This window comes from Pseudomonas sp. IT-P253, from assembly GCF_949768125.1.
GTDB lineage: Bacteria > Pseudomonadota > Gammaproteobacteria > Pseudomonadales > Pseudomonadaceae > Aquipseudomonas.
The window spans coordinates 41,214-55,679 of record NZ_CATKPT010000005.1; the positions used below are offsets into that span (position 1 = coordinate 41,214).

Genomic DNA, 14,466 nt, shown 5'->3' on the forward strand with positions numbered 1-14,466 from the left:
TTGAATGCAGTTACTTCACTGCTCCCAGATTGGCCTCACTCAAATCCAGCTCACCCAACACCTCACGCAATACGTCATCACCAATCTGGTGGTGACGACTGAGGCTATACAACTCCAGGCGCTGTGCCCGCAGCGCCTTCAAGCGCAGGCGCCGCTCCAGCAAGTCCATCTGAAACGCCAATGCCTGGGCTTCGGCGGAGTCATTAAAGACTTCAAGTTGATGCCGATACTCAGACATGAGCCGCGCCTTGAGTTCGGCGGACAATGCTGCCTGAGCGGCATCCTGAGGATTAACCTCTTCGACTTCGAGTGCATGAATCGCCGCTTCAGCGGTTTTACGCCAAGCGTCGCGTACTTCATTGCGACGTTTGTCGTCGGGGCTTTTTGCGATGCCGCGTAGCAACAGCGGCAAGGCGATGCACGCAGCGATCAGCGACAACAGAATCACTCCGGCCGCAATGAAGATCAGTAGATCCCGTTCAGGAAAAGCCTCCACGCCCATCAGCAGCGGCACCGACATCACACCCGCCAGCGTCACCGCCCCACGCACGCCGCCGACCGTCAGCAACCAGCAGGAGCGTGCGGTGGGTACCTGGGTCATCTCGCCTTTGCCACGCCAGCGACGTAGCACAATCGATAAGCGCCAAATGCTCTGCACCCAGACAAATCTCAACACCAGCAGCACCAGAAAAATCGCTACAACGTCCAGCCCGCGGTACAACAGCGTCGGCCACAAGGACGTTTCGTGACTGGCGACGGCCTTGATGATGTCCGGCAACTGCAAGCCCAACAACAGGAAGATCAAGCCGTTAAACGCGAATTCCAGTAACGACCAAACGCTGCGATTGAGCAAGCGGGTATTGGTCTGGCGCGGCAGCAGATCGAGCCAGCTCTGCATCATTCCCGCCGCCACCGCCGACAGAATGCCCGAGGCGCCCACGCGCTCTGCCAAAACATAAGCGGCAAACGGCAGCAGCAACATGAAGACGACGTGAGTCGCCGGATCATCCCAGCCGCGAGCAATCATCCACGCCCTCAAGCGCCCGACCAGCCAACTCAACGCCACACCGACAGCCAGTCCGCCGACCGCCATCAGTACAAACGCCAGGCTGGCATTGGCCAGCGAGAACACCCCGGTCACCGCCGCAACCAGCGCGAACTTGAACGTCACCAGGCCTGAAGCGTCGTTCATCAGCGCCTCGCCCTGCAGCATGTGCATCAGGGGTGTCGGCAAGCGGTTCTGGGAGATCGCCGAGACCGCCACGGCATCCGTCGGCGACAACACCGCGGCCAGGGCGAAGGCGACCGGCAGGGGAATGCCCGGCAATAACCAATGAATGAAATAGCCCGCGCCGACCACGGTGAACAGCACCAGGCCGACCGCCAATGTCAGAATCGGCCCGCGCAACCGCCACAACTCACGTTTGGGCATGCGCCAGCCATCGGAGAACAATAGCGGCGGCAGGAACAGGAAAAGAAACAATTCAGGGTCCAGCGCCACATGCAAACCAAGGGTCGGCCAGGCCAGCAACGCGCCGGCGGCAATTTGCACCAACGGCAACGGCAGCGGGATCACCCGTCCGATCGGGCGTGAAACGCCAACCAGCATCAGCATGATCAGGACGGTGTAGGCGGTTTGCATAACGCGCAGTTCCCTCGCAGTCGACAGCATCGAAGTGCCATATTAGCCGCTTAGACTGCCAGCTGACCGTTACACCAATGTCGCACAGGGTCGCGCCCCCGCAATACTTGTAGGAGCGAGCTTGCTCGCGATGCACCTGAGATCGCCGCGGGGTGTCAGGTTTTCACCATTATCGTTGACGACCTTCGCGAGCAAGCTCGCTCCTACAGGGTTTTACGTTTTAACTGAACGGTCATGGCATAATCCGTCACCTTTTTTTTCCAGCACCTGTAAAGGGGGCAATTCCTTGACCGTTTCAAGCAAAACGTTGCACCTTTTCGGCATCAAAGCCTGCGACACCATGAAAAAGGCGCGCACCTGGCTCGATGAACACGCTGTCAGCTATAACTTTCACGATTACAAAACGGCCGGAATCGACCGTGAACACCTGACCCAATGGTGCAATGAGCACGGCTGGCAAGTGGTGTTGAACCGTGCAGGCACGACCTTTCGCAAGCTCGACGACGAACGCAAAGCCGATCTCGACCAGCCGAAAGCCATCGACCTGATGCTCGCACAACCCTCGATGATCAAGCGCCCGGTGCTTGATCTCGGCGACCGAACCCTGATTGGCTTCAAGCCAGATATCTACGCGGCAGCCCTCAAGTAAGGCAGCCCGTTCCATTTTGTAAGAGGTATCAACATGTCCACTACCCTGTTCAGCCTGGCCTTTGGTGTTGGCACTCAAAACCGTCAAGGCGCATGGCTGGAAGTGTTTTACGCGCAGCCACTGCTCAACCCGTCGGCCGAACTGGTCGCTGCCATTGCCCCGGTTCTGGGCTACACCGAAGGCAATCAGGCCATCGCGTTCAGCACCGCCCAGGCCTCGCAACTGGCTGAAGCGCTGAAAAGTGTCGATGTCGGCCAGGCCGCATTGCTGACTCGTCTGGCCGAGAGCCACAAGCCGCTGGTCGCGACCCTGCTGGCCGAAGATGCGCAACTGACCTCCACGCCTGAGGCTTACCTCAAGCTGCATTTGCTGTCCCACCGTCTGGTCAAGCCGCACGGCCTGAACCTGGCGGGCGTGTTCCCGCTGCTGCCGAACGTCGCCTGGACCAGTCAGGGCGCGATCGATCTGGCTGAACTGGCCGAGCATCAACTCGAAGCCCGCCTGCGTGGCGAGTTGCTGGAAGTGTTCTCGGTGGACAAGTTCCCGAAAATGACCGACTACGTGGTTCCGGCCGGCGTGCGTATCGCTGACGCGGCACGTATTCGTCTGGGCGCTTACGTGGGCGAAGGCACCACCGTGATGCACGAAGGTTTCGTCAACTTCAACGCGGGCACCGAAGGCCCGGGCATGATCGAAGGTCGTGTCTCGGCTGGCGTGTTCGTCGGCAAAGGCTCGGACCTGGGCGGCGGTTGCTCGACCATGGGCACCCTGTCGGGCGGCGGCAACATCGTGATCAAGGTTGGTGAAGGCTGCCTGATCGGCGCGAACGCCGGTATCGGTATCCCGCTGGGCGACCGCAACACCGTTGAATCGGGCCTGTACGTGACCGCTGGCACCAAAGTGGCGCTGCTGGACGAAAACAACAAGCTGGTCAAAGTCGTTAAGGCCCGTGAACTGGCCGGTCAGCCTGACCTGCTGTTCCGCCGCAATTCGGAAACCGGTGCCGTGGAATGCAAAACCCACAAATCGGCGATCGAACTGAACGAAGCGCTGCACGCTCACAACTAAGCAGAGCGCACCCGCACTTGTAGGAGCGAGGCTTGCCCGCGAAGCTTTTAGCGGCCTCAAAGGCCCCTTCGCGAGCAAGCTTCGCTCCTGCAAGGTCAAGGTCAGGCGTACACCCCGCCCATGTTCACCAGGGCCGAACAACATGATGATTCCCTCTCCCTGGCGCGCCGATTTTCCGGCCATCGCCGCATTGCAACGGCAAGACCAGACGTATCTGGACAACGCCGCCACCACGCAAAAACCTCAAGCCTTGCTGGATGCCCTGGCGCATTACTACGCCAATGGCGCGGCAAACGTGCATCGGGCGCAACACTTGCCCGGCGCGCATGCGACCCAGGCGTTCGAGGACAGCCGGAGCAAAGTCGCCCATTGGCTGAATGCCGGCGATAGCGGGCAGATCATTTTTTCCCACGGCGCCACTAGCGCACTGAACCTCCTGGCTTATGGCCTGGAACACTTATTCATGCCGGGTGATGAGATTGTCATCAGCGCGCTGGAACATCATGCCAACCTGCTGCCGTGGCAGCAACTGGCCCACCGTCGCGGTCTGAAACTGGTAATCCTGCCGCTGGATGCTGACGGTTTGATCGACCTGCAGGCTGCCGCGTCGTTGATCAATCCGCGCACGCGCCTGTTAGCGGTCAGTCAGCTGTCCAACGTGCTCGGCGCCTGGCAGCCGTTGCCCGCGCTGCTGGCGATGGCCAAGTCGCACGACGCGCTGACCGTGGTCGATGGCGCTCAAGGCGTGGTGCATGGTCGGCATGACATGCAGGCGCTGGGTTGCGACTTCTATGTGTTTTCCAGCCACAAACTCTATGGCCCCGATGGCCTGGGCGTGCTGTTCGGTCGCCATGACGCGCTGGAACAGCTGCATCATTGGCAGTTCGGCGGCGAAATGGTGCTGGACACCAATTACCACGACGCACGTTTCCGCCCTGCTCCACTGGGGTTTGAGGCAGGCACGCCGCCGATTGCCAGTGTGATTGGCCTGGGGGCGACGCTGGATTACCTCGCCGGTCTCGATCAGGACGCGGTTGCGGCTCACGAAGCGGCGTTGCATGACTATTTGCTGAAAGGTCTTGAGGCGCGCAACGGCATTCGGCTGTTGGGCAAGCCTCGACTGGCGTTGGCGAGTTTTGTCGTGGAGGGTGTGCATAACTCTGATCTGGCACATCTGCTGACGGAACAGGGGATTGCGGTGCGCGCCGGTCATCATTGCGCCATGCCGTTACTCAAGCACTTTGAACTGGCCGGGGCGATTCGGGTTTCGTTGGCGCTGTACAACGACTCCGAAGACCTGGAACGGTTCTTCGAAGCGCTGGATCAAGCGCTGGAGGTGTTGCGATGAGTTTGCCTGCTGAGGCGACAACGGCACTGGAGACTTTTCAGAAGGCCGCGGGTTGGGAACAACGGGCGCGATTGCTGATGCAGTGGGGCGATCGTCTGCCTGCGTTGAGCGATGTGGATAAAGTCGACGCCAACCGGGTGCATGGCTGTGAAAGCCAGGTGTGGTTGGTGGGCTCGCTGAATGACGGCCACTGGCAGTTTGCCGCGAGCAGCGATGCACGGTTGATTCGCGGGTTGGTGGCGTTGCTGCTGGCGCGGGTCAACGGGTTGTCGGCGGGTGAGTTGCAGCGGGTGGATTTGCCGGAGTGGTTCAATCAGCTTGGGCTGAGCCGGCAGCTATCGCCGTCGCGCAGTAATGGCCTCAATGCCGTGCTTCAGCGGATGAATGAGTTGGCCGCCCCCCTGTAGGAGCGAGGCTTGCCCGCGAAAGTAGTGTGTCAGGTACGACGCCTTCGCGGGCAAGCCTCGCTCCTACAGGTTCTGTACACCCACGGATCAGGCGGGCTTAACCCGATCCGCAGGCCGCCGCACTCCCGCCACAATCTTATCCACAGCCTTGGTCGCCGCGACCATGCCGAACGTCGCCGTCACCATCATCACTGCGCCAAACCCGCCAGCGCAGTCCAGCTTCACGCCTTCGCCGACAAAACTCTTCTGCAAACAAATGCTGCCATCCGGTTTCGGGTAGCGCAGTTGCTCGGTGGAAAACACGCACGGCACGCTGTAATGGCGGGTCACGGTGCGGGAGAAGTTGTAATCGCGGCGCAACGTCGAACGCACTTTCGAGGCCAATGGATCATTGAACGTGCGGTTCAAGTCGCACACCTGAATCAACGTCGGGTCAATCTGCCCGCCCGCGCCACCGGTCGTGATGATCTGGATCTTGCGACGCTTACACCAGGCGATCAACGCCGCCTTGGCATTGACGCTGTCGATGCAGTCGATCACGCAGTCGATGTTCGGCGTGATGTATTCGGCCATGGTCTCGCGGGTGACGAAATCCGCCACCGCGTGCACCGTGCACTCCGGGTTGATCCCGCGCAGGCGCTCGGCCATCACTTCGACCTTGGGTTTGCCGACGGTACTGTCCAGCGCGTGCAGCTGACGGTTGGCGTTGCTGACGCAGACGTCGTCCAGGTCGAACAGCGAAATCTCGCCCACGCCACAACGGGCGACAGCTTCCGCCGCCCAGGAACCGACGCCACCGACGCCGACGATCGCCACATGCGCCGCGCGCAAGCGTTCGAGGCCTTCGATGCCATACAAACGGGCGATGCCGGCAAACCGTGGATCTTCTGTACTCATGACCATTACCCCAAAAACCGGCGCGCATTATAGGGCCACCGCGGGAGAACTTTTAACCTTCCTGCGACAAGTGTAAGAACTTATGTGAAACCGCAGTGCCCAATGTCGGGCGTTTCCCTGTTCGCTGTACGGTCAGAGAACCTCCAGTGTAGGATGCGCGCCCTGCCCCTTGGCAGCCAGCCGCCAACCGTTCCTTCGTTCCACAGCCTTTGGAACCTGAAATAGCTATGTCATCGCGTAAATTTGGACTCAACCTGGTCGTGGTGCTCGCCATCGCTGCCTTGTTTACCGGCTTCTGGGCGCTGATCAATCGCCCGGTCGCCGCCCCTAACTGGCCAGAACAAATCTCCGGCTTTTCGTACTCGCCGTTCCAGCAAGGCCAGTACCCACAGAAAGAGCAGTACCCGACCGACGATGAAATGCGTCGCGATCTGGAGATTATGAGCAAGTTGACGGACAACATCCGTACTTACTCAGTCGACGGTACGCTGGAAGACATTCCCAAACTGGCGGAGGAATTCGGCCTGCGGGTGACCCTGGGGATCTGGATCAGCCCGGACCAGGAACGCAACGAGCGCGAAATTCTGCGCGCCATCGAACTGGCCAACACTACCCGCAGCGTGGTTCGCGTGGTGGTCGGTAACGAGGCGATCTTCCGCAAGGAAATTACCGCCGCACAACTGAGCGTGATCCTTGATCGCGTCCGCGCCGCCGTGAAAGTGCCGGTGACCACGTCCGAGCAGTGGCACGTCTGGGAAGAACACCCGGAACTGGCCAAGCACGTCGACCTGATTGCCGCGCACGTTTTGCCTTACTGGGAGTTCATCCCGGTGGACAAGGCCGGCCAGTTTGTTCTGGACCGCGCCCGCGACCTGAAGAAAATGTTCCCGAAAAAGCCACTGCTGCTCTCGGAGGTTGGCTGGCCGAGCAACGGCCGCATGCGTGGCGGCACCGATGCGAGCCCGGCGGATCAGGCGATTTACCTGCGCACATTGGTTAACAAACTCAACCGCCAAGGCTTCAACTACTTCGTGATCGAAGCGTTCGACCAGCCGTGGAAGGCCAGTGATGAAGGTTCGGTGGGGGCTTACTGGGGCGTGTTCAACGCCGCGCGCCAGCAGAAATTCAACTTCGAAGGCCCGGTGGTGGCGATCCCGCAGTGGCGCGTGCTGGCCATCGGTTCGGCGGTGCTGGCCTTGCTGTCTCTGACCTTGCTGATGATCGACGGCTCGGCCCTGCGCCAACGTGGCCGTACTTTCCTGACCTTTATCGCCTTCTTGTGCGGTTCGGTATTGGTCTGGATCGGTTACGACTACAGCCAGCAATACAGCACATGGTTCAGCCTGACGGTCGGTTTCCTGCTGGCGCTTGGCGCACTCGGGGTATTTATCGTACTGCTGACCGAGGCACACGAACTGGCCGAAGCGGTCTGGACCCACAAACGCCGGCGTGAATTCCTGCCGGTGGAGGGCGAGTCGGACTACCGACCGAAAGTGTCGATTCACGTACCGTGCTACAACGAGCCGCCGGAGATGGTCAAACAGACCCTCAACGCACTGGCCAACCTCGACTATCCGGACTTCGAAGTCCTGATCATCGATAACAACACCAAGGACCCGGCGGTCTGGGAACCGGTGCGCGATTATTGCGAAACCCTCGGCCCGCGCTTCAAGTTCTTCCACGTTGCACCGTTGGCCGGCTTCAAGGGTGGCGCGCTGAATTACCTGATTCCGCACACCGCCAAGGACGCCGAAGTGATTGCCGTGATCGACTCGGACTACTGCGTCGATCCGAACTGGCTCAAGCACATGGTGCCGCATTTCGCCGACCCGAAAATTGCCGTGGTGCAGTCGCCACAGGATTATCGCGATCAGAACGAAAGCACCTTCAAGAAGCTCTGCTACGCGGAATACAAAGGCTTCTTCCACATTGGCATGGTTACCCGTAACGATCGTGATGCGATCATCCAGCACGGCACCATGACCATGACCCGGCGCTCGGTGCTCGAAGAGCTGGGCTGGGCCGATTGGTGCATCTGTGAAGACGCCGAGCTGGGTCTGCGGGTGTTCGAAAAAGGCCTGTCGGCGGCGTATTACCACACCAGCTACGGCAAAGGCCTGATGCCCGATACCTTTATCGACTTCAAGAAACAGCGTTTCCGCTGGGCCTATGGGGCGATTCAGATCATCAAGCGTCACACCGCCAGTTTGCTGCGCGGCAAGGACACCGAACTGACCCGTGGCCAGCGTTACCACTTCCTTGCGGGCTGGTTGCCGTGGGTCGCCGATGGCATGAACATCTTCTTCACCATCGGCGCCTTGTTGTGGTCGTCAGCGATGATCATCGTGCCGCAGCGAGTCGATCCGCCCTTGCTGATTTTCGCAATCCCGCCATTGGCGCTGTTTGTGTTCAAGGTCGGCAAGATCATCTTCCTCTACCGTCGTGCGGTCGGGGTCAACCTCAAGGATGCATTCTGCGCGGCACTGGCCGGGCTGGCGTTGTCGCACACCATTGCCAAAGCGGTGCTGTACGGCTTCTTCACCAGCAGCATTCCGTTCTTCCGCACGCCGAAAAACGCCGATAACCACGGCTTCTGGGTGGCGATTTCGGAGGCTCGCGAAGAAATGTTCATCATGCTGCTGTTGTGGGGCGCGGCGCTGGGGATCTTCCTGGTGAATGGTTTGCCGAGCAATGACATGCGCTTCTGGGTGACCATGCTGCTGGTACAGTCGTTGCCATACCTGGCGGCGCTGATCATGGCGTTCCTGTCTTCGCTGCCGAAACCGGCTGCCGAAGCTGAAACGGCACCGGCCGTCTAAATCAGCACAGATGCACTAAACGGCGGCCAATGGCTGCCGTTTTGCTTTAAGATAACCGCCATTTTGCGCGCCCGCCTCATCCCCTGTAGGAGCGAGGCTTGCCCGCGAATGAAGCGACTCGGTGTAACAGATACACCGCATTATCGTTCTTCGCGGGCAAGCCTCGCTCCTACAGGTCAAATTTCCGGAGTTTTCCATGACGGCCCACGCCGACCTTTCGCCGACCCTTCAACTCGCCATCGACCTGATCCGCCGTCCATCCGTGACGCCGGTCGACGCCGATTGCCAGAAGCAGATGATGCAGCGCCTGGGCGATGCCGGTTTCACCCTGGAACCGATGCGCATCGAAGATGTGGATAACTTCTGGGCCACCCACGGCAAACACGACGGGCCGGTGCTGTGCTTCGCCGGTCACACCGACGTGGTGCCGACTGGCCCGGTGACGGCCTGGCAGATCGACCCGTTCAACGCGGTGATCGACGAACACGGCATGCTCTGTGGCCGTGGTGCGGCCGACATGAAAGGCAGTCTCGCCTCCATGACCGTGGCCGCCGAGCGCTTCGTGGCCGACTACCCGGATCACAAGGGCAAAGTAGCGTTCCTGATCACCAGCGACGAAGAAGGCCCGGCGCATCACGGCACCAAGGCGGTGGTCGAACGCCTCGCCGCGCGCAAGGAACGTCTGGACTGGTGCATCGTCGGCGAACCGTCGAGCACCACGCTGGTGGGTGACGTGGTCAAGAACGGCCGTCGTGGTTCCCTCGGTGCCAAGCTGACCGTGCGCGGTGTGCAAGGCCATGTGGCTTATCCACACCTGGCGAAGAACCCGATCCACCTCGCCGCTCCGGCGCTGGCCGAACTGGCCGCCGAGCACTGGGACCACGGCAACGATTTCTTCCCGCCGACCAGCTTCCAGATCTCCAACGTCAACTCCGGCACCGGCGCGACCAACGTGATCCCGGGGGATCTGGTGGCCGTGTTCAACTTCCGCTTCTCCACCGAGTCCACCGTCGCAGGCCTGCAAAAGCGCGTCGCCGACATTCTCGACAAGCATGGTCTGGACTGGCACGTGGATTGGGCGCTGTCGGGCCTGCCGTTCCTCACCGAACCGGGCGCGCTGCTCGATGCGGTATCGGCGAGCATCAAGGACATCACCGGTCGCGATACCAAAGCGTCCACCAGCGGCGGCACCTCTGACGGTCGCTTCATCGCGACCATGGGCACCCAAGTGGTTGAACTGGGCCCGGTCAACGCGACGATCCACCAGGTCAACGAACGTGTACTGGCGGCCGACCTCGACGTGCTGACCGAAATCTACTACCAGACCCTGATCAAGTTGCTCGCCTGATGCTGGCCTGCCCGATCTGCAGCGAACCGCTGAACGCGGTGGACAACGGCGTGGCGTGCCCCGCCGGGCACCGTTTCGACCGCGCGCGCCAGGGTTACCTGAACCTGCTGCCGGTGCAGCACAAAAACAGCCGCGACCCTGGGGATAACCTGGCGATGGTCGAAGCCCGTCGCGACTTCTTGAACGCCGGCCATTACGCGCCGGTGGCCAAGCGCCTGGCCGAACTCGCCGCGTACTACGCGCCACAGCGCTGGCTCGACATCGGGTGTGGCGAGGGTTACTACACCGCGCAAATCGCCGAGGCCTTGCCCAACGCCGACGGTTACGCATTGGACATTTCCCGGGAAGCGGTCAAACGCGCCTGCAAACGCAACCCGCAGCTGACCTGGTTGATCGCCAGCATGGCCCGGGTGCCGTTGGCCTCGGGCAGCTGCCAGTTTCTCGCCAGCGTTTTCAGCCCGCTGGATTGGGAAGAGGCCAAGCGCCTGCTCAGCCCCGGTGGCGGCTTGATGAAAGTCGGTCCGACCAGTGGCCATCTGATGGAATTGCGCGAGCGACTGTACGACGAAGTCCGTGAATACACCGACGACAAGCATCTGGCACTGGTGCCGGAAGGCATGGCGCTGCAGCACAGCGAAACCCTGGAATTCAAACTGACGCTGGAAAACGGTCAGGACCGTGCGAACCTGTTGGCGATGACGCCACACGGCTGGCGTGCCAGTGCCGAACGCCGGGCGGCGGTCATCGAACAGGCTGAGCCGTTCGAGGTCACTGTTTCGATGCGCTACGATTATTTCGTACTTCAATAATTTTTGGTCTTGAGCAACGGCTTGAGACCGGCTAAATCCGCGAATGGATTTTTCAGACCCGCAGTGAGGACATCCATGCGCCAACCCGATATCGAGATTTACCTGAAAGACGCCGACGTCGACTACAAGGCCATTGCCACCTGGCTCGGCGCGGCTTTGGGCCCTTGCACCGACTGGGTTCAGAAAGGTCAGACCTACAAGTGCAAGGCCGGCAGCGTGCCGGTGACCTGGCTGCCAAAAGCAGTAGGCAAATGGAACAGCCTGTACCTGGAAAGCGACCAGACCCCTTGGGAAGACGACATCGCTTGCGCCCGTGCCGCGTTTGCCGCGCTGAATGTCGAAGTGCGTTGCGCACCGGGCAGTTGGGTCGAGGAAGAAGGTGAAGAGACAGCGGATCGCTGGATGCGGATCAGCGCTGATGGCGAAGAAGAAATCACCTGGAAAACCGTGTAAAAAAACCTGTGGGAGCGAGCTTGCTCGCGATGGAGCCCTGTCAGTCAGCATCAATGTTGAATGTCAGTCAGTCATCGCGAGCAAGCTCGCTCCCACAGTTGTTTTCGGTGATCTGAAGATCAGCTTTACAGACCTACAACGTCTTCAGCCTGCAAGCCTTTCTCGCCGGTCACCACGGCATATTCAACCTGCTGACCTTCAGCCAGCGAACGATGCCCTTCGCCGCGGATCGCGCGATAGTGCACGAACACGTCTACCCCGTCCTCGCGTTGAATGAAGCCGTAGCCCTTGGCGTCGTTGAACCACTTCACGTTGCCGGTTTCGCGCGTAGCCATGAATCAGTACCCCCTTATTTTTATTTTGAACGGCCGAGTATATGACAGCCGTGAAAACTCTCAACTCACTTTACTTAGCCGCCTTTTTGCCGATTTTCAGCGAATACGGCACACTATCGGCCGCCCGAGCATTTGCTCGGTTTTATCCACTTGCGCAGAAGCCGTATGACCCGCTCCCCGTTCCGTCGTCTGGTGTTTGGCACCCTGCGCCGACTGCTCTATCTCTGGGTTCGCTCAGAGACGATCAATCAGTCGTCGTTCACCCTCAACCTCGACCGCAGTCGTCCGGTGTTCTACGTCCTGCAAAACCCTTCGCTGACTGACCTCGCCGTGGTCGATACCGAATGCAACAAAGCCGGCCTGCCCCGCCCGGTGTTGCCGGTGTCTGTCGGCAATCTGCTGGAGCCCGCCGCCTTCTTCTACCTGACACCGGAGCCCGACTGGCTCGGTCGCCAGGACAAGCGTGGCGCGCCGCCGCCCCTGACTCGCCTGGTCAGCGCCCTGAGCCAGAACGCCGCCGAAGACGCACAAATTATTCCGGTCAGTGTGTTCTGGGGTCAGTCCCCTGACAGCGAATCGAGCCCGTGGAAATTGCTCTTCGCCGATAGCTGGGCGGTCACCGGACGTCTGCGCCGGTTGCTGAGCATCATCGTGCTGGGCCGAAAAACCCGCGTGCAGTTCTCCGCGCCGATTCATCTGCGGGAACTGATCGACCACAACAAAGGCCACGAGCGCACTGTGCGCATGGCCCAGCGAATTCTGCGGGTGCACTTTCGCAATCTGAAAGCCGCCGTCATCGGCCCGGACATTTCCCACCGTCGCAACCTGGTCAAAGGCCTGCTCAATCAGCCCTTGGTCAAGCAAGCGATCCTCGACGAAGCCGAGCGCGAGAACATTTCCCCGGAGAAAGCCAAGGCCCTGGCCCTGCGCTACGGCAACGAGATCGCTTCGGATTACACCTACACCGCGATCCGCTTTCTGGAAGTGGTACTGAGCTGGTTCTGGAACAAGATCTACGACGGGATCAAGGTCAACCACATCGAAGGTGTGCAGAACGTCGCCCAAGGTCACGAAGTGATCTATGTGCCGTGCCACCGCAGTCACATCGATTACCTGCTGCTCTCGTACCTGCTGTTTCGCAACGGCCTGACCCCGCCGCACGTTGCCGCCGGCATCAACCTGAACATGCCGGTGATCGGCAGCCTGTTGCGACGCGGCGGTGCGTTCTTCATGCGTCGCACCTTCAAGGGCAACCCGCTCTACACCTCGGTGTTCAACGAATACCTGCACACCCTGTTCACCAAAGGCTTCCCGGTGGAGTACTTCGTCGAGGGCGGCCGTTCACGCACGGGGCGCATGCTGCAACCCAAAACCGGGATGCTGGCGATCACCCTGCGCAGTTTCCTGCGCTCGTCGCGTATGCCCATCGTGTTTGTGCCGGTGTACATCGGTTATGAACGCGTACTCGAAGGCCGCACCTACCTGGGCGAACTGCGTGGCGCGAGCAAGAAGAAAGAGTCGATCTTCGACATCTTCAAGGTCATCGGCGCCCTCAAACAGCGTTTCGGCCAAGTGGCGGTGAATTTCGGCGAGCCGATCAAACTGGCCGAGTTCCTCGACAGCGAACAGCCAGACTGGCGCCAACAGGAACTCGGCCCGCAATTCAAACCGGCGTGGCTGAGCGAAACCACCAACCGTCTCGGCAAGAAAGTCGCGCAACACCTGAACGAAGCAGCGGCCATCAATCCGGTCAACCTGGTGGCGCTGGCGTTGCTGTCCACCAGCCGTTTGGCACTGGACGATCGCGCCATGGCGCGGGTGTTGGACCTGTATCTGGCGCTGTTGCGCAAAGTACCGTATTCGCCGCACACCACGCTGCCGGAAGGTGACGGCCGGGCGCTGATCGAGCATGTGAAGGACATGAATTTGCTGTCCGAGCAGAGCGATGCCCTGGGCAAAATCCTGTACCTGGATGAGCAAAACGCCGTCCTGATGACGTACTACCGCAACAACGTTTTGCACATCTTCGCCCTGCCGGCGTTGTTGGCGAGCTTCTTCCAGAGCGCGTCGCGCATGAGCCGCGAGCAGATCCTGCGCTACACCCGTGCGCTCTATCCGTACCTGCAATCAGAGCTGTTCATACGCTGGTCGCTGGACGAACTCGATACGGTGATCGACCAATGGCTCGAAGCGTTCGTCGAGCAAGGTTTACTGCGATTCGAGAATGATGTCTTCCTGCGCCCGGCACCAAGCTCGCGGCATTTTGTGCTGCTGACACTGCTGTCGAAAAGCATCGCACAAACCCTGCAGCGCTTTTACATGACCGTTTCCCTGCTGCTCAATAGCGGCCAAAACAGCATCAGCGCCGAAGAGCTGGAAGACCTGTGCACGGTCATGGCCCAGCGCCTGTCGATCCTGCATGGCCTGAACGCCCCGGAGTTCTTCGACAAGAGCCTGTTCCGCCATTTCATTCAGACAATGCTCAACCTCGACGTGCTCAAGCGCGATGAAGCCGGCAAGCTGAGCTACCACGAACTGCTCGGCGAACTGGCCGAAGGCGCGGCCAAGCGCGTATTGCCGGCGGAGATTCGTTTGTCGATCCGTCAGGTGGCGTTGCATCGCAGTGAAGATGCGGCGGATCAAGTCGCCATCCCGCCCGAGGCCTGATGCAAAACCTGTGGGATCGCCGCA

The 14,466-nt window shown here is 60.3% G+C and carries 12 protein-coding genes; 9 read left to right on the forward strand and 3 right to left on the reverse strand.

Translation table 11 applies throughout. From position 1 onward, the window contains the following. Positions 1-10 precede the first annotated feature (10 nt). On the reverse strand, positions 11-1,642 hold the full coding sequence (locus ACM6IR_RS02775) for a Na+/H+ antiporter (RefSeq protein WP_414906274.1): 1,632 nt from the start codon (positions 1,640-1,642) through the stop codon (positions 11-13). 286 nt (positions 1,643-1,928) lie between these two features. On the opposite strand from ACM6IR_RS02775, the gene ACM6IR_RS02780 reads away from it, so the two are divergent. From ACM6IR_RS02780 to ACM6IR_RS02795, 4 genes are all read left to right on the forward strand, one after another. Further along, positions 1,929-2,291: an ArsC family reductase gene (locus ACM6IR_RS02780; RefSeq protein ID WP_414906275.1), complete on the forward strand. Its 363-nt coding sequence runs from the start codon at positions 1,929-1,931 to the stop codon at positions 2,289-2,291. A 33-nt stretch (positions 2,292-2,324) separates the two neighbouring features. Beyond that, positions 2,325-3,359: a 2,3,4,5-tetrahydropyridine-2,6-dicarboxylate N-succinyltransferase gene (gene dapD / locus ACM6IR_RS02785; RefSeq protein WP_414906276.1), complete on the forward strand. Its 1,035-nt coding sequence runs from the start codon at positions 2,325-2,327 to the stop codon at positions 3,357-3,359. Positions 3,360-3,501: 142 nt separating this feature from the next. After that, the gene (locus tag ACM6IR_RS02790; RefSeq protein ID WP_414906277.1) at positions 3,502-4,707 is read left to right on the forward strand and encodes an aminotransferase class V-fold PLP-dependent enzyme; all 1,206 of its coding nucleotides are present in this window, start codon (positions 3,502-3,504) and stop codon (positions 4,705-4,707) included. Then, entirely contained in the window at positions 4,704-5,114 is a 411-nt protein-coding gene (locus ACM6IR_RS02795) for a SufE family protein (RefSeq protein WP_414906278.1), read from the forward strand. Before ACM6IR_RS02790 ends, ACM6IR_RS02795 begins: the two co-directional genes overlap by 4 nt. An 87-nt stretch (positions 5,115-5,201) precedes the next feature. Here ACM6IR_RS02795 and tcdA read toward each other — a convergent pair whose 3' ends face one another. After that, positions 5,202-6,011, reverse strand: a complete 810-nt coding sequence (tcdA, locus tag ACM6IR_RS02800) for a tRNA cyclic N6-threonylcarbamoyladenosine(37) synthase TcdA (RefSeq protein ID WP_414906279.1) — start codon at positions 6,009-6,011, stop codon at positions 5,202-5,204. 227 nt (positions 6,012-6,238) lie between these two features. Between tcdA and ACM6IR_RS02805 the strand changes: the two genes are divergently transcribed. The 4 genes from ACM6IR_RS02805 to ACM6IR_RS02820 all read left to right on the forward strand — a co-directional run bounded on the left by ACM6IR_RS02805 (position 6,239) and on the right by ACM6IR_RS02820 (position 11,440). Then, complete coding sequence (locus tag ACM6IR_RS02805) at positions 6,239-8,830, forward strand: glycosyltransferase (RefSeq protein WP_414906280.1); 2,592 nt, start codon at positions 6,239-6,241, stop codon at positions 8,828-8,830. A gap of 196 nt (positions 8,831-9,026) precedes the next feature. Then, positions 9,027-10,178 carry a succinyl-diaminopimelate desuccinylase gene (dapE, locus tag ACM6IR_RS02810; RefSeq protein WP_414906281.1) on the forward strand — a complete coding sequence of 384 codons (1,152 nt, stop codon included), beginning with the start codon at positions 9,027-9,029 and terminating at the stop codon, positions 10,176-10,178. Continuing rightward, entirely contained in the window at positions 10,178-10,987 is an 810-nt protein-coding gene (locus ACM6IR_RS02815; RefSeq protein ID WP_414906282.1) for a putative RNA methyltransferase, read from the forward strand. The genes dapE and ACM6IR_RS02815 overlap by 1 nt, the downstream gene beginning before the upstream one ends. A gap of 75 nt (positions 10,988-11,062) precedes the next feature. Then, entirely contained in the window at positions 11,063-11,440 is a 378-nt protein-coding gene (locus tag ACM6IR_RS02820; protein WP_414906283.1) for a hypothetical protein, read from the forward strand. 125 nt (positions 11,441-11,565) lie between these two features. Here ACM6IR_RS02820 and ACM6IR_RS02825 read toward each other — a convergent pair whose 3' ends face one another. Then, entirely contained in the window at positions 11,566-11,775 is a 210-nt protein-coding gene (locus ACM6IR_RS02825; protein WP_010462862.1) for a cold-shock protein, read from the reverse strand. Positions 11,776-11,940: 165 nt separating this feature from the next. Between ACM6IR_RS02825 and plsB the strand changes: the two genes are divergently transcribed. Next, positions 11,941-14,442: a glycerol-3-phosphate 1-O-acyltransferase PlsB gene (gene plsB / locus ACM6IR_RS02830; protein ID WP_414906284.1), complete on the forward strand. Its 2,502-nt coding sequence runs from the start codon at positions 11,941-11,943 to the stop codon at positions 14,440-14,442. Positions 14,443-14,466 lie beyond the last annotated feature (24 nt).

What these genes read in the sequence shown, in the direction of transcription:
- ACM6IR_RS02775 (WP_414906274.1), bottom strand. Translation starts at nt 1,642, where the DNA reads ATGCAAACCGCCTACACCGTCCTGATCATGCTGATGCTGGTTGGCGTT.
- dapD (WP_414906276.1), top strand. Translation starts at nt 2,325, where the DNA reads ATGTCCACTACCCTGTTCAGCCTGGCCTTTGGTGTTGGCACTCAAAAC.
- ACM6IR_RS02790 (WP_414906277.1), top strand. Translation starts at nt 3,502, where the DNA reads ATGATGATTCCCTCTCCCTGGCGCGCCGATTTTCCGGCCATCGCCGCA.
- ACM6IR_RS02795 (WP_414906278.1), top strand. Translation starts at nt 4,704, where the DNA reads ATGAGTTTGCCTGCTGAGGCGACAACGGCACTGGAGACTTTTCAGAAG.
- tcdA (WP_414906279.1), bottom strand. Translation starts at nt 6,011, where the DNA reads ATGAGTACAGAAGATCCACGGTTTGCCGGCATCGCCCGTTTGTATGGC.
- ACM6IR_RS02805 (WP_414906280.1), top strand. Translation starts at nt 6,239, where the DNA reads ATGTCATCGCGTAAATTTGGACTCAACCTGGTCGTGGTGCTCGCCATC.
- dapE (WP_414906281.1), top strand. Translation starts at nt 9,027, where the DNA reads ATGACGGCCCACGCCGACCTTTCGCCGACCCTTCAACTCGCCATCGAC.
- ACM6IR_RS02815 (WP_414906282.1), top strand. Translation starts at nt 10,178, where the DNA reads ATGCTGGCCTGCCCGATCTGCAGCGAACCGCTGAACGCGGTGGACAAC.
- ACM6IR_RS02820 (WP_414906283.1), top strand. Translation starts at nt 11,063, where the DNA reads ATGCGCCAACCCGATATCGAGATTTACCTGAAAGACGCCGACGTCGAC.
- ACM6IR_RS02825 (WP_010462862.1), bottom strand. Translation starts at nt 11,775, where the DNA reads ATGGCTACGCGCGAAACCGGCAACGTGAAGTGGTTCAACGACGCCAAG.
- plsB (WP_414906284.1), top strand. Translation starts at nt 11,941, where the DNA reads ATGACCCGCTCCCCGTTCCGTCGTCTGGTGTTTGGCACCCTGCGCCGA.